Consider the following 22,649-nt stretch of genomic DNA (forward strand, 5'->3'; position numbering starts at 1 on the left):
CATCTCCGGGTTAGAGGCTGCTGTAGCGCTTGCGCAGGCGCTGACGAACGATCTCGGCAGCGGTATTGATCACGAAGGTAAATCCCAGCAGCACCAAGGCGGCAAGGAACAGCACGCGGAAGTGGCTCGACCCCACTGCCGTTTCCGGCAGCTCCACGGCGATATTCGCCGATAGGGTGCGCATGCCCTCGAAGATGTTGAAGTTCATGATCGGGCTGTTGCCGGTAGCCATCAGTACGATCATGGTCTCGCCCACCGCACGGCCGAAGCCCATCATCACCGCCGAAAACATCCCGGGGCTGGCGGTGGGCAACACCACGCCCATCACCGTCTGCCAGCGGGTGGCCCCCAGTGCCAGCGAGCCCTGGGTCAGGTGGCGCGGCACGTTGAATACCGCGTCCTCGGCGATCGAGAAGATCGTCGGGATCACCGCGAAGCCCATGGCGATGCCCACCACCAGGGCATTGCGCTGGTCGTAGTTGATGCCGATATTGGTCAGCCACTGGCGCATGCTGCCGTCGAACAGCCAGATCTCGAGATAGGGGCTCATGGCCACGCTCAGCCAGCCCACCAGCAAGATCGTGGGTAACAGCAGCACTGCTTCCCAGCCATCGGGAATCGCATTGCGCAGGTTCTCCGGCAGCCGGCTCCAGGCATAGGCAGTGGCCAGCATCGCCAGCGGCATGAAGATCAGGATGCTGAACACGGCAGGCAGGCTGCCCTCGATGAAGGGGGCAAGCCACAGGCCGGCCAGGAAGCCGAGGATCACCGTCGGCAGTGCCTCCATGATCTCGATGGTCGGCTTGACCTTGCCGCGAAGTCTGGGGGTCATGAAGTAGGCCGTGTAGACCGCTCCCATCAGCGCCAGCGGGGTGGCGAACAGCATGGCGTAGAAGGCCGCCTTGAGGGTGCCGACGGTGAGCGGCATCAGGCTCATCTTGGGCTCGAATTCGTTGCTGCCCGACGAAGCCTGCCAGACATGGCGCGGCTCGCTGCGCCCCTCGTACCAGACCTTGTTCCACAGTGCCGAGAAGGATATTTCCGGATGCGGGTTGCTGACTTCGGCCACCTGCAGCTGGTTGCCTTGATCGGTGATCAGGGCCAGGTTATTGGATGGCGAGATGGCGGTCATGCGAATCGCTTGATCGCTTAACGACGACTGGAACAGATCGCGGCCGGAGGTGGTGTAATGAATGCCCACGTTGCCCCGGTCATCGCCGACCAGGAAACCGCGGCGGATATACTCCGGCTGAATATGCCGAATCGCGCCGTTATAGCTCGCAAAGTCGCGAATGCGCACAAGGCTATATGCATTGTGGCTATCGCGCACCGGGATCCACTGGCTCAGCTCCCCTTCGCTGGTGCCGGCAATCACTGACACCGTGCCGTTGAGGTAGGCCATGCTCGAGACATACCCGCTGTCGGTGACCTGCACCGCCTCGACGTACTCGACGTTATTCAGGTTGCTGATATCGAAGTGGTGGATATAGCCGCGTTCGTCTGAGACATAGAGGTGGCGAAAGCGGCCGTCGATAAGGATTTGCTGCGGCTCGCCCTCGATGCCCGGCAACTCCACCACGGTCTGCTCCACTGTGACCTCACCGGTCATCAGGTTCTGGCGGGTATCGAAGGAGGCGACCAGCAGCCGACCATCGTCGGTAGCACCAGCAATGTAGCTGCCACGGTCACTGACCTGTACGCCGATCACGCTCAGCGCTCGGCCTTGCTCATCGAGGGTGATTGGTTCATCGCCCAGTGGCTGAGTCAGCTTCGGCTCGATATGTCGCTGGTTGTCGGGAAAGGTCATCTCGTACTCGACCACCCCCAGCGCCACCTGACCGTTATCAAAGCCGTAGGCGATCGACTGCGAACGCGGTGCACCGACGCCGACCGCCGAGACTTCGGCACCATCAGGCGTCGGCAGTTCGAAGCTGGCGCGTACGTCACCGTCGGCGATCTCGAAGAAAGTGGCGCGTCCCGAGCGCGAAAAACTGGAGCCCAGTATGTTGTAGCGCTCCAAGGCAAGGTGTACGAGCTCGTCGTCTGCGTCGACGCCGGGCGCGTTGTAGCTGGCTTGAGGGCTGACGGAGGCGGACCGGAACATCGGAGCCACTTCAGAGAACAGGTAGACGAAGATCATCGCCAGGGCGGCGACCACGCCGATCCCGGCGATGCCGATTCCGTAGCGAGAGAAGTGATCCTTGAAGGCGCGCCGCTTGCGCAGCCTCTCTCTTTGATCGGGTGAAGGTAGCAGCGAGCGGCTGCCACCCGGGGCGATCTGTCGACGTTCAGGTGACTGGGAAATGTCATTCATGATGGATTGGCAGTCCCGGCGAGTGCGAAAGGGTAGGGCAAGCGTAAGGGGCATAGATGACAGAACCGTGACAACCCTGGCTGACATCCAAGTAAAAGGGGCGCCGAAGCGCCCCTTGTATGGCCCGCTCGATCACCCGGATCAGTCGAGGCCCAGTTCACCGCGCACGCGACTGGCAACCGCCTCGGGCAGCGGGATGTAGCCGTCACGATGGGTGACTTCCTGCCCTTCCTTGGAGAGCACCATGCGCAGGAACTCGGCCTGCTGCGGTGCCAGATCCTCGTTGGGATGCTTGTTGACGTAGACCATCAGGAAGCGGGCCAGCGGATAATCCCCGGATACAGCGTTCTCAGCAGAAACGTCGAAGGCTTCACCACCGTCTTCCCGGGACAGCGGCACGGCACGCACCTGAGAGGTCATGTAGCCGATGCCGGAGTAGCCGATGCCGTTGACCGACTCGCTGACACCCTGCACCACCGAGGCTGAACCTGGCTGCTCGTTGATCGAGGCCTTGAAGTCACCGCCGCACAGCGCGTTTTCCTTGAAGTATCCGTAGGTGCCGGAGACAGCGTTACGGCTATAGAGGGTAAAGTCACGGTTCTCCCAGGCGCCGTCCAGGCCCAGCTGTCCCCAGCGGGTGATGTCCTCGTCGTAGCCGCAGCGGCGAGTTTCGGAGAAGATCGCATCGACTTGCGGAATGCTCAGGCTCTCGATGGGGTTGTCCTGGTTGACATAGACCGCCAGGGCATCGATGGCCACCGGCACCATGGTCGGCGGATAACCGTAGCGCTCTTCGAACTCGGCGATCTCGGAGGCGCGCATCTCGCGGCTCATTGGCCCGAAGTTGGCGGTACCCTCGGCCAGGGCCGGCGGCGCGGTGGAGGAGCCAGCGCCCTGGATCTGGATATTGACGTTGGGATAGAAGCCGGCGAACTCTTCGGCCCACAGGGTCATCAGATTGTTCAGGGAGTCCGAGCCGATGCTGGTCATGTTGCCGGAGATACCGCTGACCCGCTCATACTCGGGCAGATCGGGATCGACATTCGCCAGGACAGGCATCGAAATGAACGAGGCGCCAATGACGGCAGCAGCCATTACCTTCAGTTTCATTTTTTCTCTCCACTATTTCGCAGCGTTGGCATCCAGCTTGGAATCTCGATCACATTCGCGATGACCGATGGCTGCGACTATAGGGAGAGCGGATGACACTTCGGTGACAAAAGCCGGGGGTTTGATGAACCTTCTGTGACAGCCCTGTGTAACGGCAAGCGCTCGTCAGTGCCCGTGAAGTGCTGTGCGGTTTGCCGCGACCGCGATAGAATCCGGCTGGTTTCGTCCCTCTTCTACCGGCAGGGAGGGGCGGTGGCCGGCTTGAAAGTTACCGGCAATGACATGCCGAACGTAGGGAGAAGGGGCACTATGTCAATTCGCACGCTTTTCGCCGGCCTGGGCTTGCTGACCGCGCTGTTGGCCGCTGGCTGTGCCGGGCGTTCCGAGCCGCCACCACCGCAGGCGGAGGCACCGCCGCCTTCCTCCCAAGCCGAACCGCCCCCAAGCGGCACGGCACGGGAAGATCGCTACTGGCTGCCGGCCCTGTTCGCCACCGAGCAGGATGAGGCGCATTACTACGTCAGCCGGCTGGCGGATCGGCGCTTCATCGACACCTATGGGGGCGACGAGCATCCGCGGGTCTGGTATATCGCCGCGGAGCGGCTTGGGCAGATCGGTGAGCCGGCCGTGCCGCTGCTGTTCGGCCTGATTGATACTACCGATGCCTATGAGCTGATGCTGGTGCTCTACGCGCTACAGCTGGCCACCCAGGACCCTGCACTCCTGGCGGCGACGGGGGGCGACTACATCCAACTGGGTACGGTGCTGACGGAAGCTACCAACCGCGAGAACCGCGAAATAGCGCTGGCATGGTGGCAGCGGCACGGCTGGCGCTGGGAGTAGCTGCTGCTGGCTTTGCCAGAGCTACGCGCGGACTCGCTCATGCCCGGTCGAACAGCCTCGTTGTCTCGGCGAGACGCTGGCAGATGGCGTCCAGTTTCTGCTGCTGGCTTTCGTCGGTCAGGGCCCCGCGGTCATCGAAGGCGTCACCCGCCTTGGCCACGGCCAGCTGGTCCGGGAGTACCGTCACCCCGACATTGCTCAGCAGTTGGCGCATCAGCGCCAGGCTGCGCATGCCGCCCAGTCCACCGGGCGAGGCTGCGAGCAGCGCTGCGACCCGGCCCGCGAACAGCTTGAGGCCGCTCTCGCCTTCATGGGGACGCGAGATCCAGTCGATGGTGTTCTTCATCAATGGGGTAATAAAGCCGTTGTACTCCGGGGAGGCGATCAGCAGGCCCCGATGCTCGGCCAGCAGCTTGCGCAGGGCCAGCGCGTTTTCGGGCAGGCCATGTTCGGCCTCCAGGTCGCCTTGGTAGAGCGGCATCGGATAGTCGCGCAGGTCGATAAAGGTGGCCTCGGCGCCCAGCGCGTCCAGGCGGCGGGCACCCAGGCGGGCCAGCCGCTTGTTGAAGGACGCTTCCCGGGTGCTTCCGGCGAATACCAGGATTCGAGCTGCGGTGGTCTGGTCTGACATCTTGGATCTCCCTGGGCCATTTCGTCATTTGGATGAGCCCGGCCGGCAGGTTGCTACACTCTGCGCTTCGCCGGCCGGTCACCGCGCAGAGTTGCCGCTGTTTTGCTATGGTCACGCGGCGATCGGCGTTTTCCCATCTCATGGACTTGGAGTCAGCCTTCCATGGACAAGTATATGCAAGCTGCCCTGGATGAAGCTCGTCGGGGCCTGGCGGAAGGGGGTATCCCCATCGGCTCGGTACTGGTCTACCGTGGACGCATCCTGGGGCGGGGCCATAACCGGCGGGTGCAGTCGGGCAGCACGGTGTTGCATGGCGAGATGGATGCCCTGGAGAATGCGGGGCGCCAGCCAGCCTCAGTGTATCGGGATTGCGTGCTCTATACGACGCTGTCACCCTGCCCGATGTGCAGTGGCGCCATCCTGCTCTACGGCATTCCCCGGGTGGTCATTGGCGAGAACCGGACCTTCATGGGTGAAGAGGCGTTGTTGCGCTCTCGGGGCGTCGACGTCGCGGTGCTGCAGTCGCAGGCCTGCATCGACATGATGTCCGATTTCATCGAGGCATCGCCCGAACTCTGGAACGAAGACATCGGGGAGTAGCGCACCGTACCGGAAGGCGGACCCATGCCGGCGAGGCGATGTGCCTGGCTGTCATGAAACTGTCACATGTCCCGGTTACCGTGCGCGGACAGTAACGTGGGTGTCACATGCCCGTCATCCTGAACGTGTAACCTTTCAACGGCCTTTTCATGTCGAAACCAGATTCCTCTATTCCCGACACGAACCGAGCGGCTCTCACCCGCGAGCAGATTCGTGAGGTACCGGCCTGGCTGCGCGGCATCTACGCCGGTCTCTGTCTCTATTTCTTCCTGGCGGCGCTGAACGTACTCGGCTCGGGGCTGGGAACCTTTGGCAGGGCCAGCGATTTCCTGACCCAGCTCTTCGCCTACGGCGAGAACCCCTTCATCGCCCTGTTGGCCGGTGTGCTGGTCACCATGATCGTGCAGAGTTCGTCCTTCACCTCGGCGCTGATCGTGACGCTGGTCGCCAGCGGCGAGATGACGCTGGGCACGGCGGTGTTCGCCATCATGGGGGCCAATATCGGGACGGCGGTCACCGGGGTGATCGTGGCGTTGGCCAACGTGCGGATCAAGCGCAATTTCCGCCGCTCGTTCACGGCGGCATTGATGCACGACTTCTTCAACATCCTTACCGTGGCGATCGTCTTTCCCCTGGAGTTGCTCAGCGGCCTCTTTCACGAGGCCGGAAGGGGGATCTTCACCCGGATGGCGGGCTGGCTGGCCGACCTGATCGGCCTGGAAGAGGTGGCGCGACCCAACAGCCCGATCAAGGTGATCACCGCGCCGGTGGTCGATGCCGCCAACGGTATCGCTTCCCTCCTGACGACGGCCCCCGCTTCCCAGGGGCTGCTGGTGGCCGGTCTCGGCATGCTGCTGATGTTCGCCGCGCTGATCTTCATGGTGCAGAACCTGCGCGGCGCGCTGCTACGCCACATGGACGGCCTGTTTCGTACCTACTTCTTTCGCAGCGATGTGCGTGCCTACGGTGTCGGCCTGGTCTCCACCATCCTGGTCCAGTCCAGCACCATCACCAGCAGCCTGATGGTACCGCTGGCCGGCGCCGGCGTGGTTCGCCTGCGTCGCGTGCTGCCCTTCATGATGGGGGCCAACCTGGGTACTACGATTACGAGTGTGCTGGCCGCCACGGCGAATCCTGTGGCCGCCGCGATGACCGTGGCCCTGTTCCATGTCATCTTCAATTTGACCGGCACCGCCATCTGGTACCCGCTGCGCTATATCCCGCTTCGGATTGCTATCTGGTATGGCCGGCTGGCGGCGCGGCAGACCCGCTACGCCTTCGTCTTCCTGATCGGCGTATTCCTGGTGATACCGCTGCTGGGGATCGGTGCCACTGAACTGTTCACGAGCCTGCGCTGAGCGCGGCGACTCAGGAGATTTCTGCCATGTTTCGACAGCTATACAGCGCCCTGACCTCGGAAAACACGCTCAATCTGGCCTTCGAGGATCTGACCCAGATGCTCAAGCACGGTGCCTGGATGTTCGACCGCGCCAACGAGGTCCTGCACAGCAAGGCATCGGCCGATGAGGTGCGCCAGCCGCTCTATGACCGCGACCGGGCAATCAACGAGCTGGAGCGCTCGATTCGCCGGAAGGTGCTGCGTCACCTGACCGTCAATCCCGGACATGATGTCGCCATTTGCCTGGCCTTGATGAGCGTGGCCAAGGATGCCGAGCGCATCGGGGACTACTGCAAGAATGTCTTCGAGGTGGGGCATTTCTACAGCGAAGGCTTCCATGTGCCCAAGTACCAGGAGCCGCTCGATAACATGGCGCTAGAGATGGGCGGCATGTTCGACAAGGTGATCAAGGCGACGCGGAATTCCGACGAGCAGCAGGCCCGCCAGGCGCTCTCCAAGGCGGTGGAGGTACGTCAGCGCAGCGATCGCCTGATCGAGGAGCTGTTTCGCGATGAGCTTCAGATCGAGTTTCACGAGGCGGTGGCCTATTCGCTGCTGGCGCGGCATTACAAGCGCGTGGCCGCTCACTTGGCCAATATTGCCACGGCCGTTCTGGGAAGGCTGGAAGACCTGGATTTCTATTCCGAGGCCGACGACGACGGCTGAGCGGGCAGGGGTAGGGTCAACCCGCATCAGCCGCCAGGCATAGTGGGAGGCTGTCTCGTAGCGAGCGTGGCAGTATGCCCAGGTCATCGAAGCTGCCAACGGCGTCGTTTGCGACATTGTCCTGGGCCATCAAGACCACCTGGTCGCGGGTCAGCGGTGGATTGGGCAGGGGGGAGGCCATGAGCGCCAGCAGGTGCCACAGCGGGAATGGGATGGGAAGCAGCGGCCGTTCCCGCGACAGTTCGCGCATGACCAGTTCCACCGCTTCCCGGTAGCGAATGATATCGGGGCCGCCGAGTTCGAAGAGGCGTCGCTCGGGCGGGTCGCTGCCCAGCAGCCGGCCGATGGCGCGGGCCACGTCCATCACGTGAACCGGCTGCAGGCGCGTCTCGCCATGGCCGAACAGGGGAATGACCGGCAGCCTCGTCAAGCCCGCCAGGGCCGACAGGAAGGCGTCATGGGGGCCGAACATGACGCTGGGTCGTAGGATGATGGCCTTGGGAAGCGCCGCGACCACTGCCGTTTCGCCATGGCCTCGCGCACGGACATAGGCCGAGCGCGAGGCCGGGTCGGCCCCGATGCCCGATAGCTGTACCAGCCGCTGGATACCCGTCTCATGGGCGAGCCGTGCCAGTTGCCCGGCAGCGTCCACATGAATGGTCTGGAAGCGCGCGCTGCGGCTTTCCACATAGAGACTGACCGCATTCACCACACCCTCGGCACCCTCGAGCGCCTTGGCGATATCGGCCTTGCTGCGAATATCGACGCTTACGAGCTCCAGCGGATCGCCGGGTTCCGCCCAGTCGGGCAGGGCGGGCCGACGTGCGGCGATGCGTACCGTGCGACCGGCCTCCGCCAGCTCACGAACCACGTGGCTGCCGAGAAAGCCGGTGCCGCCGAAGACGGTGACGCAGCCGTTCGACATCGTTGACTCCCTTCATCCTTTCCCGAGTGGGCTCTTGACCTACCAGGCGGCCCATGAGCGGTGCAAAAGGGCTAGATGCTTCAACCCGGCGGCAGGGGCAGCGCCCCGTTCTCCTTGACGGCGCGTATGGCGAAGCTGCTGTCCACGCTGTTGACCATGGGTAGCTTCTGCAGTCGTCTCACCCACTGCTCATAGCCGCGCAGGTCGGCGGTCACCACCTGGAGCAGGTAGTCGAAGGCGCCGGAAATGGTGTGGCAGTTGATGACTTCCGGCATTTCGCTCACCGACGCTTCGAACTGCTCGACCAGCGCATCCTGATGCTGGCTGAGGCGTACTTGGACGAAGATGGTGACATCAAGGCCCAGCCGCTCCTTGTCCAGCTCGGCGCGATAGCGTGTGATAAGGCGGTCCTGTTCGAGTCGTCGAATGCGTCTGGCGCAGGGGGAGGGCGAGAGGTTGACGCGCTCCGCTAGCTCCGCAGTGGTCAGGCGGGCGTCCTGCTGCAGGGCCTCCAGCAGCATGCGGTCGATGCGGTCGAGCTTCAAGATGCGCATGTCCTTGCCTCATCAGTGTAACTTTTCGTTATTTCTTGGCTGGGACGGCTAATAGTCTCTTTGATTCTGGGTAAGATTGCCCATGTTTGCCAGTGGTATTGGCGCACACTGTCGGCTTCTACTCGATTCTCCGAGCCAAGCGCCCATGAACACTCGAATTCACTCCCTGACCATCGTTCGTCCCCTCCTCGTGAGTCATTCTCATCGGCTGATGGGATGCGGCGCGGCATTGGGAATGGTGCTGATCTGGTCCGCCTATTTCCTGTCGTTGCGGCAGGGGGCATTTTCGCCCCTGGCGCGACTGGACATGACGCTGTTCCGCTACGCAGTGCCGGGTCTGTTGCTGCTGCCGTTGCTGCTGCGCCGCTGGCCGGTGATTCGTGCGGTTTCGCCGGTTTGGCTGCTGGGTATGAGTCTTGGCGCGGGGCTGCCGTTCTTCCTGCTCGGCGCCATCGGCATGGGTTGGGCACCCGTGGCGCAGGGGAGCACCCTGATACCGGGTACGGCGCCGCTGTTCGTGACGCTGCTGGCAGTTGTGGTATTCCGCCAGCGTTTCTCTCGCTGGCGCCGGGTGGGCCTGGCAGCCGTGCTGGCGGGGGTGGCCTGTCTGATTGCCGCGGGGCTGGGAGAGGCCGCCGCACTGGGCCAGGGGCAATTGCTGTTTCTGGTCTGCAGCCTGCTGTGGGCGGTGTTCACGGTGTCGATGCGACAGAGCGGCCTGAGTCCGCTGGAGGCTGCGGCCGTGGTGACGGTTCCCAACGGTGCGCTGGTGCTTCTGTACTGGTGGCTGGCGGGAACGCCGCTGTCGCTGCATGACCTGCCAGCCAGTGAATGGGGGGTACAGCTCGTCGTGCAGGGTGTTGCCGTGGGGTTGGGGTCGAGCTTTCTCTATGGCTACGCCATTCGTCAGTTGGGGGCGGAGGCCACCGCCGCTATCGGCTCGCTCACCCCTGTGTGTGCCTCCCTGCTGGCCTGGCTGCTATGGCACGAGAGCCTCGATCCACTCTCGGCCTTCGGTATGGCAATGGTCGTGCTGGGTGTCGTCTGTGCCAGCGGACTGCTTCAGCGTACGCCAGATTGACCGCGATGGCTGGAGTCGCATCGGCCTGCCGTGTAGGCTATGCGCCTTTCCTCGACGCCGCGCAACCCAGCGATTCGCTCGCGCAGTCCGCTGTGCCGTGTTTGCGCTGGCTCGTCTCCACTGCCATCAGGATATAGCCCATGAGTGACCTGCCCCATTGCCCGGCCTGCGCCTCGGAGTTCACCTATGACGACGGCCTGCAGTTCGTCTGCCCCGAGTGCGGGCATGAGTGGTCGAAGGGGGCGGGGGCCGAAGCGACAGAGGATGAGGTTGCCGTACGCGATGCCAACGGCAACCCGCTCGCCGATGGCGATACGGTCACCGTCATCAAGGACCTCAAGGTCAAGGGCTCTTCCGCGGTGGTCAAGGTCGGCACCAGGGTGAAGAATATTCGTCTGGTGCCGGGGGATCATGACATCGATTGCAAGGTCGACGGCATCGGGCCGATGAAGCTGAAGTCTATGTTCGTCAAGAAGGCGTAAGCGCCAGGCTTCTAGTCCGTCGCAGCGTTGGTCTCCACCTCCTCGGCTGCGTCATTGCCTTCGCCGTTGGCCTCATCCTCGATCCAACCTTGCTCGCGGTAGTAGCGCAGGGCACCTTCGTGAAGCGGGGCCGAGAGCCCCTCCTTGATCATTCGCTCGGGCTCGAGCACCGAGTAGGCGGGATGAAAGGAGGTAAAGCGCTCGAAATTGTCGAACACGGCGGCTACCAGGGTATAGACCTGATCCGGATCGGTGGCTTCGCTGGCCACGACGGTAGCGCGGACGCCGAAGGTCTTCACTTCCGGCTGCTCGGGGTAGTAGAGCCCGGCGGGTATTTCGGCCAGGCTGTAGTAGGGGGCCTCGGCCACCAGGGCCTCGACGAAATCCCCCTCGACGCCCACCACGGCGGCGTTGCATAGATCGACGGCCTGGCGAATCGTCAGGTCCGGGTGACCCACGGTGTAGACCATGGCATCGATATTGCCGTGACACAGCTCCAGCGACTGCTGATCGGCGGGTAGCTCATTGACCATGGCGAAATCTCTCAGCGTCCAGCCCCTGGCCGCCATCAGCTGCAGCATGGTGGCCCGCTGCCCGGAACCGGGGTTGCCGATGTTTACCGCTCGCTGCTCCAGGTCGTTGAAGTTCTCTATGCCGGCTTCCCGGCGTACCACCAGGGTAAAGGGTTCGCTGTGCACCGAGAACAGGGCGCGCAACGAATCGTCGGGGCCCGCGTCGGCGAAGTTTTCCAGGCCCTCGAGGGCATAGTATTGCTGGTCCGATTGGGCCAGCGCGATCGGGACGTCGCCCTGACGTACGCTGTGTAGATTGGCTACCGAGCCTTCCGACGGGCGGGCATGGCAAGGGCCTTCGATCAGGCGACAGAATGCCTGGCCGGTAATGTGATAGACCCCGGTCGGACTGGCCGTGCCGATGACGATTTGTGTTTCTCCGCCCTGAGCGGGCTGCATCAGTGCCAGGACAAGCAGCAGGCTGCCGCCAAGGCGCGCCAACCCTGCGTTAGGGTTCGTGACAGTTCCACACGGCTTCATGGTGTCTCCCTGCAGCGGCTTGCCGCTCGCGCTATGCAGTCTGTTGTTTCCATTCAGTCTAGCAGCCTGAAGGGGATGGCCATGTCGCTCAATCGATTAAATTGAATTAATCAATATTTGACGTTGGAAAGTTAAGAGAGAATATTGAATGTAGTAATAAAAAATAATGATTGTTGTAGGTCGTGAAAAACGCAACCCGGTGCCGTAGTTGCGGGGGGCTCGCAGGGGGGAAGCAGGATGCTATCGAGTCGAAGCCTTTGGGGCATGCGCTGGGCTAGCTGTCCGACAGCCGGGCGGCAACTGTGTCGTTTGCTGATACTCTTGACACTGCTGGCGCTGGGCACGGCCATCGTGTATGTCACCGGGGGGACACGCTACGCCTACCCCTACCTGATGCTGATTCCCGTTCTGCTTGGCGCCGCCTGGTATGGCATAAGCGGGGCGCTGCTTGTGGCACTGGCGGCAGGCCTGTTGATGAGCGCCATGCCCATGGCGGTTGCCACCGGTGAGCCGCAATCGATGCTCAACTGGCTGATGCGCCTGGTCATGTTCCTGCTGATCGGCGGCTTTGCCGGAGTCTTGTTCAGCCGCTTGCGCTGGTCCCGCGCAGAGAGCGACAGGGCATCACGCATCGACCCGCGCTCCGGGTTGCCCAATGAGGTGGCACTGGAATCCGATCTCGGAAGGAGCCTGAAGCAACTGCCTCGCGAGGGCGGCCGTGCTGCGGGCCTGATATTGGTCCGGATCGCTGATATCACCGACATCCTGGAAGCCTTGGGGGCCGATGCCTCCGATGAGTTGGCCGTCGCCTTGAGCCAGCGGCTCGCCCAACTGGGGCCCTGGCAGGGTAGCAGCTATCGGTTCAGCGGCGCCGAGCTGATGCTGCTGTATCAGTCCGTCAATCGGGAGGAGCTCCACCGGATCGCGGAACGCATCATGGGGTTGGGGGAGGAGAACCTGGTTGCCATGGATGTTCCCATTCGGGTGCAGCTGGTGCTGGGGAGCAGCCTTCAGCAGGCCAACACCGATACTCCGGGGAGCCTGATTCGCGAGGCCCGCATCGCCATGCTGGCGGCCACCGAGAAGCATCGCCATCATTGCCACTTCGAGCCCTCCTACGCTCAGCGCAGCGTGCAGACGATACGACTGATTTCCCAGGTGAGGCGTGGCTTGGAGCAAAGGGAGTTCGAGCTGCATTACCAGCCCAAGCTGCGGCTCGCCGATGGCCGGGTCTGCGGCTGTGAAGGCTTGATTCGCTGGCGCGACGCCCAAGGCGGGCTGATTCCCCCCGGCCTCTTCATGCCCAAGGTGGAGAACACCACCTTGATCGCTCCGGTCACCCGGTTCGTGGCCACTGAGGCCTGTGCGTTCGCCGATCGCTTCGATGGCAGGATCAGCATCAATGTGTCGGTACGCAATCTGCTTGACGATGACCTGCTGCAGGAGATCAAGGCGTTGATCCATGAGGCGGGAATATCATCATCGCAGCTCGAGATCGAAATCACCGAGTCTGCGCTGATGTACGACATGTTTGCGGCGAAGCAGGCGCTGGAGCGCATTCGTGGTTTCGGCGTACGGGTCAGTATCGACGACTTCGGTACCGGCTTCGCCTCCTTCGAATATCTGCGCCACTTGCCGATTACCGGGCTCAAGATCGATCGCGCCTTCGTCAATGGACTCGAGGAGGACGAAAGGGCGCGCAAGCTGATGACCTGCCTTGTCGATGTGGGGCATGCCCTCGACCTTGAGGTCACCGCCGAAGGGGTCGAAACGTTCGCCCAGCACTGCATACTCCGTGAATTGGGCTGTGACCAGGCCCAGGGTTTTCTCTACGCCAAGGCGCTGCCGGCTGAGGAACTGCAACAGTGGTGCCGACAGCATGACAGCGGCTGGCAGAACGATCAGGCGCCAGCGAATCTCTGTTCGTCGCCTCGAAACTGAAGCGTCGCGGGCGCACTCACTATTGAGGTCTTTCCAGCACGCCCTACCAATGAGAATGATTGTCGTTATTTGTGCGATCGGCATCGATCTTGCCGCTATCGTGCCGCTAGCCCTGGCCAAATGGGCAGAGGGGTCTTCACATCGAATCCATACAGGACTAAAATGGTCCTCAATCGAATGCGAAGCTCGTACAGGGCTTGGCGGCGAATCGTGAGGAGTCAGGCATGCTCAAGCTTTCTCGGCTGACCGACTATGCCGCGGTGGTGATGGCGCAGATCGCCCGTCACCCGGAGCAGCCCCACGCAGCGGCTGAGCTGGCCGAGGCGGTGCAGCTGCCTCATCCGACCGTGAGCAAGACACTGAAGATGCTGGTGCGGGCGGGACTGCTGGAATCCCGCCGCGGCGCCCAGGGCGGCTATTCGCTGGCGCGGCCGGCGTCGCGCATCACGGCCCGCGACATCATCACCGCCATCGAGGGGCCGGTGGCGATGACCGAGTGCAGCCATGTGGACGGCGACTGCGACCTGCTCGCCACCTGCGGTGTGTCCGACAACTGGCAGCGGGTTTCGCTGGCGGTACGCACCCTGCTCGACAGCGTGACCCTGGCGCACCTGGCCGACTCCTCGCCGATCAAGCTGCCGGTACAGCTGCCCATACAGAGTATCAGTCTGGCCGCCGACACGGCCTGAGACGCGCAAGCCACCGAACACATTACCCGAGCGGGCTCGCTGCTCGCCGACCCAACCGCCCGGGAGGGGAACCATCATGGCAAGTCAGGAAATGGAACAGCTGGTCCGTCGCGAATACAAGGAAGGCTTCGTTACGGATATCGAGAGCGACACTATCCCGCCGGGACTCGATGAGGGCACCATTGCCTTCATTTCCCAGAAGAAGGGGGAGCCGGAGTGGATGCTGGAGTGGCGGCTAAAGGCCTACCATCAATGGCTGAAGATGACGCCACCCTCCTGGGCACACCTCGATTATCCGGCCATCGACTACCAGGCGATCTCCTACTTCAGTGCGCCGAAACGCCCGGAAGACGGCCCCCAGAGCCTCGACGAGGTCGACCCCAAGCTGCTCGAGACCTACGAGAAGCTGGGCATTCCGCTGCACGAGCGTGCGGCGCTGGCCGGCGTGGCGGTGGATGCGGTGTTCGACTCGGTGTCGGTGACCACCACCTTCAAGGAGAAGCTGGGCGAGGCGGGCGTGATCTTCTGCTCCATCTCGGAGGCGATCCGCGACTACCCGGAGCTGATCAAGCAGTACCTGGGCACCGTGGTGCCGGTGGCCGACAACTACTTCGCCGCGCTCAACTCGGCAGTCTTCACCGACGGCTCCTTCGTCTTCGTGCCGGAAGGCGTGACCTGCCCGATGGAGCTCTCCACCTATTTCCGGATCAATGCCGCCAATACCGGCCAGTTCGAGCGCACGCTGATCATCTGCGAGAGCCGCGCCCAGGTCTCCTACCTGGAAGGCTGCACCGCACCGCAGCGTGACGAGAACCAGCTGCACGCCGCCGTGGTCGAGCTGGTGGCCCTCGAGGATGCCTACATCAAGTACTCCACGGTGCAGAACTGGTACCCGGGCGACGAGGACGGCAAGGGCGGCATCTACAACTTCGTGACCAAGCGCGGCGATTGTCGCGGCGACCGTTCGCGCATCAGCTGGACCCAGGTCGAGACCGGCTCCGCCATCACCTGGAAGTATCCCTCCTGCGTGCTGCGCGGAAAGGACAGCATCGGCGAGTTCTACTCGGTGGCGGTGACCAACGGCCGCCAGCAGGCCGACACCGGCACCAAGATGATCCATATCGGCGAGGGGACTCGCTCCTACATCGTCTCCAAGGGCATCTCCGCCGGCCGCAGCAACCAGTCCTACCGTGGGCTGGTCAAGATCGGCCCCAGGGCCAAGGGTGCGCGCAACTTCACCCAGTGCGACTCGCTGCTGATCGGCGACCAGTGTGGCGCCCACACCTTTCCCTATCAGGAGATCGGCAACAGCACCGCGACCGTCGAGCACGAGGCGACCACCTCGAAGATCGGCGAGGACCAGCTGTTCTACTGCCAGAGCCGGGGCATCTCCGAGGAGGATGCGGTGAGCATGATCGTCAACGGCTTCTGCAAGGACGTCTTCCAGGAGCTGCCGATGGAGTTCGCGGTGGAGGCCGAGGCGCTGCTGAACGTGACCCTCGAAGGCGCCGTGGGCTAGGCGCTATTGCGCTCGCTCATGATGCGCTTCAAGGGCGATGGAAAGACACTTTTATCGGGTCGCCGCGGCGGCTCGCCAGAATCGAAAAGGTACTCAAGATGCTCGAAGTCAAGGATCTGCACGTCACGGTCGAAGGCAAGGAAATCCTCAAGGGCCTCAGCCTGACCGTCAAGGCCGGGGAAGTTCACGCCATCATGGGCCCCAACGGGGCCGGCAAGTCGACCCTGTCGGCGGTGATCGCCGGCAAGGAGGGCTATGAGGTGACCAGTGGCACGATCACCTTCGAAGGCCAGGACGTGCTCGAGATGGAGATCGAGGAGCGGGCCCTGGCCGGCATGCTGCTCGGCTTCCAGTATCCGGTGGAGATCCCCGGGGTCAAGAACATCTATCTGCTCAAGGCGGCGCTCAACGCCCAGCGTGCGGCAAACGGCCAGGCCGATATTCCGGCGCCGGAGTTCATGAAGCTGATCAAGTCCAAGATCGCCGAGATGAAGATGGATGCCAGCTTCCTGCAGCGTGCCGTCAACGAGGGCTTCTCCGGCGGCGAGAAGAAGCGCAACGAGATCCTGCAGATGCTGGTGCTGCAGCCGAAGCTGGCCATGCTCGACGAGATCGACTCCGGCCTCGACATCGATGCCATGCGGATCGTGGCCGACGGGGTCAACAGCCTGCGCGCCGCCGATCGCGGCATCCTGCTGGTGACCCACTACCAGCGCCTGCTCGACTACATCATCCCCGATCACGTCCATGTGCTGGTCGATGGCCGCATCGCCAAGAGCGGCGACAAGGAACTGGCCAAGGAACTCGAGTCACGTGGCTATGACTGGGTGGTGGAGGAGACCGCTGCATGAGCGATGTTCAGACCTTTCTCGATCGCCTGGCCGAACGCACTGAAGCCCGGCGCCAGGCCCACGGCCCGGAACCGACCTGGATCGCCGCCCGGCGCCAGGCGGGTGCCGCGCGCTTCGAGGCGCTGGGCTTTCCCGATCGTCGCGTCGAGGCGTGGAAATATACCGACGTGCGCGCCATCGCCCGCGGCGACTTTGCCCTGACCGACAGTGCCGACTTCTCGCCTGCCTCGGCGGCAGCGCTGACGCTGCCTATCGCGGCGCATCGGCTGACCTTCGTCGATGGCGTCTTCTCCGCGGCACTCTCCGATCTTGGCGAGCTGCCGGCCGGGGTCGCTGTGCTGCCGCTTTCCCAAGCGCTGGCCGAGAATCACGAGGCCGTGGGCGGCCCGCTGGGGCGCCTCACCGGAGTGGAGTTCTCGCCCTTCTCGGCCCTCAATACCGCCTTCATGGAGGAGGGCGCCGTGGTACGCCTGGCCCCGGGCAGCGTGGTGGAAAAGCCGATCCTCCTGCAGTTCCTGTCCCGTGCCAATGCGCAGCCGGTGATGAGCCACCCGCGGGTGCTGATCGAGGCCGGCGCCCGCAGCCAGGCAACGGTGATCGAGCATCACATCGGCGAGAGCGAGGCGGCCAACTTCACCAATCTGGTGGACGAGGTCATGCTCGATCGCGGAGCGATCTTGACCCACTACAAGCTGCAGGAGGCGTCGCTCAAGGACCTTCATGTCGCCAGCATCCATGTGGAGCAGGGGCGTGACAGCCGCTACACCTCGTTCAACCTGAACCTGGGCGGTAGCCTGGTGCGCAACGACCTGGTGGTCGACCTCAATGGCAAGGGCGCCGAAGCCAACTTCAACGGCCTGTTCTTCGCCCAGGGGCGCCAGCACGTGGACAACCACACGCTGGCCAACCACAACGCGCCGCTCACGTTCTCCAACGAGAACTACAAGGGCATTCTCGACGACCGGGCGCGTGGCGTGTTCAACGGCAGGGTGGTGGTCAAGCGCGACAGCCAGAAGATCGAGGCGCATCAGAGCAACGCCAACCTGCTGCTCTCCGACCGTGCCGAGATCGATACCAAGCCCGAGCTCGAGATCTACGCCGACGACGTCAAGTGCTCCCACGGGGCCACGACCGGCCAGCTCGACGAGGAGGCGGTGTTCACCCTGCGCACCCGTGGCATCGACGAGCAGACGGCCCGTGGGCTGCTGACGCTCGCCTTCGCCGGGGAAGTGATGGAGCGAGTGGAGCTGGAAGCCGTGGCCGAGCGGGTCGAACTGGCGGTGGCCGGCAAACTGCCGGAGCGCTTCAATCTTTCCGGGCTGGTGGAAGCCGCCATGTCGTTGCATGACGACTGAGCCGAGGAGTCAACCATGAATCACCTGGCCACCGATCACGTGCTCAAGACCCCGGCCCTGGATGTGGCCGGGATACGTGCGCAATTTCCGATCCTCGAACGGCAGGTTCACGGCAGGCCGCTGATCTACTTCGACAACGCTGCCACCAGCCAGACGCCCCTGTGCGTCATCGATACCTTCCGCGACTACTACAGCCGCTACAACGCCAACATCCACCGCGGGCTGCACACCCTGGCCGACGAGGCCACGGCGGCCTACGAGGGCACCCGCGAAAGGGTGCGCGCCTTCCTCAATGCGGCCGATCGGCGCGAGATCGTCTTTACCCGCGGTACCACCGAGGCGATCAACCTGGTGGCCAACAGCTGGGGCCGGGCCAATCTCCAGCCGGGCGACGAGGTGCTGGTGTCGCTGCTCGAGCACCACTCCAACATCGTGCCCTGGCAGCTTCTCGCCGACCAGCTCGGGATCGTCGTCAAGGTGATCCCGGTGGACGAGCGTGGCGTGCTGGAACTCGACGCCTATCGCGCCCTCTTCACCGAGCGCACGCGGCTGGTGGCGGTGAATCATGTCTCCAATGCCTTCGGCACCATCAACCCGGTGCGCGAGATGGCAACCATCGCCCATGAACATGGCGCCAGGATTCTCATCGACGGTGCCCAGGCCACGCCGCACCAGGTGGTGGACGTGCGTGACATCGATGCCGACTTCTACGCCTTCTCGGGTCACAAGGTCTACGGCTCCACCGGCGTCGGTGTGCTCTACGGCAAGGCCGAGCTGCTGGAGGCGATGCCGCCCTGGCAGGGCGGTGGCGAGATGATCAAGAGCGTCTCCTTCGACGTGCCGACTACCTTCGCCGACATCCCCCACAAGTTCGAGGCCGGTACCCCGGCCATCGCCGAGGTCATCGCGCTTGGCGTTGCCCTCGACTGGGTCAGCGACGTGGGGCTCGCACGCATTGGCACCTGGGAGGCCGAGCTGCTGGCACGGGCCACCGCGGGTGTCTCGCGTATCGATGGGCTGAGGCTGCTCGGTACCGCGCCCGACAAGGCCGGCGTGCTCTCCTTCATCGTCGATGGCGCCCACTCCCAGGATATCGCGCTGCTGATCGATCAGCTGGGCGTGGCGATCCGTACCGGCAATCACTGCGCCCAGCCGCTGCTGGCTCGGTTCGGTGTCGATGCCACCTGCCGGGCCTCCTTTGCCGTCTACAACACCCTGGAAGAGGTCGACGCCTTCGTGGCGGCCTTGGAGCGGGTGATCGGGATGGTGCGTTGAGCATGAGTGATATCGAACAGATTGCCCGGCTGGAGCGGGGGCAGACGCTGCCGTTGCAACGTGACGTGGCGGCGATTTCGATCCCGTTCGGCAAGACCATTACCCTGCCGGAGGACAGCATCGTCAGCGTGATGCAGGCCAAGGGCAGCTCGATCAGCGTCGGCTACGAGGGTCGGCTCTACCTGATCGAGGGGGCCAACCTCGACGCCCTGGGGCTGGAGGCCCTGCCGCGGCCGACCCTGCCCGAGGATGCCACGGAGGAGGAGATCGAGCAGTTCGTCTGGGATCAGCTGCGCACCTGCTTCGACCCGGAGATCCCGGTCAATATCGTCGACCTGGGGCTGGTCTACGGCTGCCGCATCGAACGGCTGATTACCGGGGAGCGCCTCGTCACCATTCGCATGACTCTCACCGCGCCGGGCTGCGGTATGGGCGACGTCATTGCCGCCGATGCACGCAACAAGATCCTCGGTGCGCCACAAATCAGTAAGGTACACACGGAAATCGTCTTCGATCCACCCTGGAGCCGTGAGATGATGAGTGACGAGGCGAAGCTCGAGCTGGGCATGTTCTAGCCACAGGTCCGATTCACTGGTGCGGTTCTCTCATTCGCAACGCGAATCGGCGCTCCTGCTTCCCCTTTCTCGATCCGGGGATATCGATGGTTGCGCTGTTGTGGAAGGTCTTCAAGGTACTGCTGATGGCGCTGGGAGCCGCACTGCTCCTGGCGTCGCTGCTGTTCGTGGGAGCCAACTTCTGGGTGCTGGGCCAGACCCAGGGCCGTATCCAGCACGCGCTGCCACTTTGCGGTCCCGAGCGGGTGGGTATCGTCTTCGGCACCTCGCACTGGACCCGCAGCGGAGTACGCAACCCCCACTTCGATGCGCGCATCAATGCCGCCTCCCGCTTGATTCGACTGGGCAGGGTCGAGCACCTGCTGCTCTCCGGCGACAACCGGACTCGCTACTACAACGAGCCCGTGACCATGTGGCGCGACCTGCGCGGTCAGCACGTGCGTCACGAGGACATGACGCTCGACTATGCCGGCTTCAGTACCTTCGATACCCTGGCTCGGGCGCGGGACGTATTCGGCGTCGACCAGGCCCTGCTGGTCACCCAGTCCTGGCATCTTCCCCGGGCGCTTTTCATTGCCGATGCGTTGGGCGTCGAGGCGATCGGCTGTGCCGCGCCGGAGCGGCCGGTGGCCGGACTATGGCGGCTGCAGGTCAGGGAGTGGGCCGCCAGGGCATCGACCGTGGGGGATCTCTACCTCTGGGGTCGGGAGCCCTATTTCCTGGGCCCCGTCGAGCCACTGGAGATCGCCCCACAGATATGGAATGCCGTCATGATCGACGGGGCGCTCAACGAAGTCGGGTCAGACGGTGAGGAGCCGGGGGAGTAGCGCCAGTGCGTTACGGTTGACGCGTTTCTAGCGCTGATGCAGTTTCTAGCGCTGACGCTGCTTCTGTAGCCGATAGAGTTCACGGATCAGGGCGCGGCACTGCTGCCAGCACTCTTCGACGATGGGCTCCAGGGGGTCGGGCAGCGGGTGCGTGAACAGGGTGGAAAGCGCCTGCATCAGCACGCGCTCCTGCTCCAGCAGTTCGCCGATGACCACTTGGCTTTCGTTGCCGACGAAGCTCTTCAACCGGCTCCACAGCCACATGTAGTCGTCGCGCTCGACATCGGCATCCCTGGGGAGCATCTTCAGATGATGCCTGGCAAGCTCCTGGAGTCGACGCATCGCCTTGGCCCTGGCCTCGTAGTGGGGCTTGAGGGCTTCGCGCAGCGACGGGCGCAGGCGCTCCAGATTGTCCTGAAAATAATCGATGCTGTCGGCCAGCGCTTCCAGAACGCTGTCCATCGCCACTTGGCGATTGTCGAGAAACATGAGCGGTCACCTCCTCCGGTGACGCAGATTGTGGGGGTCTCGCCGTCCTTTTGCCACCCCCTCGGTAAATTAATTGCCTGTTCAACCCTTTGGCTTGTGCGGCGTCTTGCGGGGCGTGCTGGCGTGTTTTTCCAGGTGCTCGATGATCAGGCCTGCGATGTCCTTGCCGGTAGCGGTTTCGATGCCCTGCAGTCCGGGCGAGGAGTTGACCTCCATGATCACCGGGCCGTGATTGGCACGCAACAGGTCGACGCCCGCGACCCTCAATCCCATGGCCTTGGCTGCCCGAATTGCCGTGGAGCGCTCCTCGGGGGTGATGCGGATCACGCTGGCGCTGCCCCCGCGATGCAGGTTGGAGCGAAACTCCCCATCGGCGGCCTGACGCTTCATGGACGCCACCACCTTGTCGCCGATCACGAAGCAGCGGATGTCGGCGCCTTTCGCTTCCTTGATGTACTCCTGGACCATGATGTTGGCCTTCATGCCCATGAAGGCCTGGATGACCGACTCGGCGGCCTGGTTGGTCTCGGCCAGCACCACACCGATGCCCTGGGTCCCTTCGAGCAGCTTGATCACCAGCGGGGCGCCCTTGACCATGGTGATCAGGTCGGGGATGTCATCGGGGGAGTGGGCAAAGCCGGTGATCGGCAGCCCCAGCCCCTTGCGCGAGAGCAGCTGCAGCGAGCGCAGCTTGTCCCGGGAGCGCGTGATGCCAACCGAGTCGTTGACCACATAGGTGCCCATCATCTCGAACTGGCGCAGCACGGCACAGCCGTAGAAGGTCACCGATGCACCGATACGCGGAATCACGGCATCGAAATGTTCGAGTTCCTGACCCTTGAGGTGGATCGAGGGGTGGTGTGCCGCGATGCTCATGTAACAGCGCAGGGTGTCGACGACCCGGATGCTGTGGCCGCGGTTCTCGGCGGCTTCCACCAGGCGACGTGTGGAGTAGAGATTACGATTGCGGGACAATATCGCGATATGCATCGAGGACTCCGAAGTCGAATGGGCGGGTGGGTCAGGGCTCGCCGTGGAGGAAAGTGACGCCGGGAGCCACCAGCAGGCGACGCAGGGCGCGGCGGCCCAGCAGCATCGGGTGGCGCATGTTGCGGCGATCGGTCAGGGTCAGTTCCACCATCATCTCGAGCTTGCCGAGTTGCATGGGGGTGCGTATCACATAACGCCACTCCTTGTGACCGTTGGAACTGGTCACGCGGCGGCGATCATGGAGGTGCGTGCGAAAGACATGGGGAGGCGTCTCCTGCCCCCCGCTGCGGGTGGTGAAGCTGACCCACAGGTGACCCTCTTCCTCAAAGATCTCGATATCCTCGGCGTGCAGGGCCGAGGTGCGTGCGCCGGTGTCGACCTTGGCGCAGACCGTCATACCCATCTTCGGCAGCGTCACCATTTCACGCCGACCGATCACGGCCTTGGGGGTGTAGGGCAGTTCCTTCATCGATTCACTTCC

23 protein-coding genes are annotated in these 22,649 nt (G+C 63.4%); 14 read left to right on the forward strand and 9 right to left on the reverse strand.

What is annotated here, in order from left to right; all coding sequences use genetic code 11:
• Positions 1–10: 10 nt before the first annotated feature.
• Together LY622_RS12740 and LY622_RS12745 are read right to left on the reverse strand one after the other, a co-directional pair.
• Positions 11–2,314, reverse strand: a complete 2,304-nt coding sequence (locus LY622_RS12740; RefSeq protein WP_234291234.1) for an ABC transporter permease subunit — start codon at positions 2,312–2,314, stop codon at positions 11–13.
• 141 nt (positions 2,315–2,455) lie between these two features.
• Positions 2,456–3,424 (reverse strand): PstS family phosphate ABC transporter substrate-binding protein, encoded by a 969-nt coding sequence (locus LY622_RS12745; protein ID WP_234291235.1) that lies wholly within the window; start codon positions 3,422–3,424, stop codon positions 2,456–2,458.
• 309 nt (positions 3,425–3,733) lie between these two features.
• Between LY622_RS12745 and LY622_RS12750 the strand changes: the two genes are divergently transcribed.
• Positions 3,734–4,267: a hypothetical protein gene (locus LY622_RS12750; protein ID WP_234291236.1), complete on the forward strand. Its 534-nt coding sequence runs from the start codon at positions 3,734–3,736 to the stop codon at positions 4,265–4,267.
• A gap of 37 nt (positions 4,268–4,304) precedes the next feature.
• Here LY622_RS12750 and LY622_RS12755 read toward each other — a convergent pair whose 3' ends face one another.
• A complete protein-coding gene (locus LY622_RS12755; protein ID WP_234291237.1) occupies positions 4,305–4,898 on the reverse strand; it encodes an NADPH-dependent FMN reductase in 594 nt (197 codons plus the stop codon).
• Positions 4,899–5,060: 162 nt separating this feature from the next.
• On the opposite strand from LY622_RS12755, the gene LY622_RS12760 reads away from it, so the two are divergent.
• The 3 genes from LY622_RS12760 to LY622_RS12770 all read left to right on the forward strand — a co-directional run bounded on the left by LY622_RS12760 (position 5,061) and on the right by LY622_RS12770 (position 7,563).
• A complete protein-coding gene (locus tag LY622_RS12760) occupies positions 5,061–5,498 on the forward strand; it encodes a nucleoside deaminase (RefSeq protein WP_234291238.1) in 438 nt (145 codons plus the stop codon).
• A 149-nt stretch (positions 5,499–5,647) separates the two neighbouring features.
• Positions 5,648–6,856: a Na/Pi symporter gene (locus LY622_RS12765; RefSeq protein WP_234291239.1), complete on the forward strand. Its 1,209-nt coding sequence runs from the start codon at positions 5,648–5,650 to the stop codon at positions 6,854–6,856.
• Positions 6,857–6,882: 26 nt separating this feature from the next.
• Positions 6,883–7,563: a phosphate signaling complex PhoU family protein gene (locus tag LY622_RS12770; RefSeq protein ID WP_234291240.1), complete on the forward strand. Its 681-nt coding sequence runs from the start codon at positions 6,883–6,885 to the stop codon at positions 7,561–7,563.
• Between the two features lie 16 nt (positions 7,564–7,579).
• On the opposite strand, the gene LY622_RS12775 is transcribed toward LY622_RS12770, so the two are convergent.
• A complete protein-coding gene (locus LY622_RS12775) occupies positions 7,580–8,488 on the reverse strand; it encodes a complex I NDUFA9 subunit family protein (protein ID WP_234291241.1) in 909 nt (302 codons plus the stop codon).
• An 80-nt stretch (positions 8,489–8,568) separates the two neighbouring features.
• The gene (locus LY622_RS12780; protein ID WP_234291242.1) at positions 8,569–9,042 is read right to left on the reverse strand and encodes an Lrp/AsnC family transcriptional regulator; all 474 of its coding nucleotides are present in this window, start codon (positions 9,040–9,042) and stop codon (positions 8,569–8,571) included.
• Positions 9,043–9,187: 145 nt separating this feature from the next.
• On the opposite strand from LY622_RS12780, the gene LY622_RS12785 reads away from it, so the two are divergent.
• A complete protein-coding gene (locus LY622_RS12785) occupies positions 9,188–10,123 on the forward strand; it encodes a DMT family transporter (protein WP_234291243.1) in 936 nt (311 codons plus the stop codon).
• A 140-nt stretch (positions 10,124–10,263) separates the two neighbouring features.
• Complete coding sequence (locus LY622_RS12790) at positions 10,264–10,605, forward strand: zinc ribbon domain-containing protein YjdM (protein ID WP_234291244.1); 342 nt, start codon at positions 10,264–10,266, stop codon at positions 10,603–10,605.
• Positions 10,606–10,616: 11 nt separating this feature from the next.
• Here LY622_RS12790 and LY622_RS12795 read toward each other — a convergent pair whose 3' ends face one another.
• Positions 10,617–11,657, reverse strand: coding sequence for a TAXI family TRAP transporter solute-binding subunit (locus LY622_RS12795; protein WP_234291245.1), 1,041 nt, complete (start codon positions 11,655–11,657; stop codon positions 10,617–10,619).
• Between the two features lie 309 nt (positions 11,658–11,966).
• On the opposite strand from LY622_RS12795, the gene LY622_RS12800 reads away from it, so the two are divergent.
• The 8 genes from LY622_RS12800 to LY622_RS12835 all read left to right on the forward strand — a co-directional run bounded on the left by LY622_RS12800 (position 11,967) and on the right by LY622_RS12835 (position 20,689).
• Positions 11,967–13,598, forward strand: a complete 1,632-nt coding sequence (locus LY622_RS12800) for a putative bifunctional diguanylate cyclase/phosphodiesterase (protein WP_234291246.1) — start codon at positions 11,967–11,969, stop codon at positions 13,596–13,598.
• A gap of 224 nt (positions 13,599–13,822) precedes the next feature.
• The gene (locus LY622_RS12805; RefSeq protein WP_234283243.1) at positions 13,823–14,287 is read left to right on the forward strand and encodes an SUF system Fe-S cluster assembly regulator; all 465 of its coding nucleotides are present in this window, start codon (positions 13,823–13,825) and stop codon (positions 14,285–14,287) included.
• 76 nt (positions 14,288–14,363) lie between these two features.
• Entirely contained in the window at positions 14,364–15,806 is a 1,443-nt protein-coding gene (gene sufB / locus LY622_RS12810) for a Fe-S cluster assembly protein SufB (protein ID WP_234291247.1), read from the forward strand.
• 98 nt (positions 15,807–15,904) lie between these two features.
• Complete coding sequence (gene sufC, locus LY622_RS12815) at positions 15,905–16,657, forward strand: Fe-S cluster assembly ATPase SufC (protein WP_234291248.1); 753 nt, start codon at positions 15,905–15,907, stop codon at positions 16,655–16,657.
• Complete coding sequence (gene sufD / locus LY622_RS12820; protein WP_234283240.1) at positions 16,654–18,012, forward strand: Fe-S cluster assembly protein SufD; 1,359 nt, start codon at positions 16,654–16,656, stop codon at positions 18,010–18,012. The genes sufC and sufD overlap by 4 nt, the downstream gene beginning before the upstream one ends.
• Before the next feature lie 15 nt (positions 18,013–18,027).
• Positions 18,028–19,287 (forward strand): cysteine desulfurase, encoded by a 1,260-nt coding sequence (locus LY622_RS12825; protein WP_305038585.1) that lies wholly within the window; start codon positions 18,028–18,030, stop codon positions 19,285–19,287.
• Positions 19,288–19,289: 2 nt separating this feature from the next.
• The gene (gene sufT / locus LY622_RS12830; RefSeq protein ID WP_114477890.1) at positions 19,290–19,862 is read left to right on the forward strand and encodes a putative Fe-S cluster assembly protein SufT; all 573 of its coding nucleotides are present in this window, start codon (positions 19,290–19,292) and stop codon (positions 19,860–19,862) included.
• Positions 19,863–19,948: 86 nt separating this feature from the next.
• Positions 19,949–20,689, forward strand: a complete 741-nt coding sequence (locus LY622_RS12835) for a SanA/YdcF family protein (RefSeq protein WP_234291249.1) — start codon at positions 19,949–19,951, stop codon at positions 20,687–20,689.
• A 45-nt stretch (positions 20,690–20,734) separates the two neighbouring features.
• On the opposite strand, the gene LY622_RS12840 is transcribed toward LY622_RS12835, so the two are convergent.
• The 3 genes from LY622_RS12840 to LY622_RS12850 all read right to left on the reverse strand — a co-directional run bounded on the left by LY622_RS12840 (position 20,735) and on the right by LY622_RS12850 (position 22,637).
• Complete coding sequence (locus tag LY622_RS12840) at positions 20,735–21,178, reverse strand: hypothetical protein (RefSeq protein ID WP_234291250.1); 444 nt, start codon at positions 21,176–21,178, stop codon at positions 20,735–20,737.
• An 81-nt stretch (positions 21,179–21,259) separates the two neighbouring features.
• Entirely contained in the window at positions 21,260–22,168 is a 909-nt protein-coding gene (gene rimK, locus LY622_RS12845; RefSeq protein ID WP_234291251.1) for a 30S ribosomal protein S6--L-glutamate ligase, read from the reverse strand.
• Positions 22,169–22,199: 31 nt separating this feature from the next.
• The gene (locus LY622_RS12850) at positions 22,200–22,637 is read right to left on the reverse strand and encodes an ATP-dependent zinc protease family protein (RefSeq protein ID WP_234283235.1); all 438 of its coding nucleotides are present in this window, start codon (positions 22,635–22,637) and stop codon (positions 22,200–22,202) included.
• Positions 22,638–22,649: the final 12 nt, after the last annotated feature.

The organism is Halomonas alkalisoli (assembly GCF_021412585.1).
Classification (GTDB): domain Bacteria; phylum Pseudomonadota; class Gammaproteobacteria; order Pseudomonadales; family Halomonadaceae; genus Halomonas; species Halomonas alkalisoli.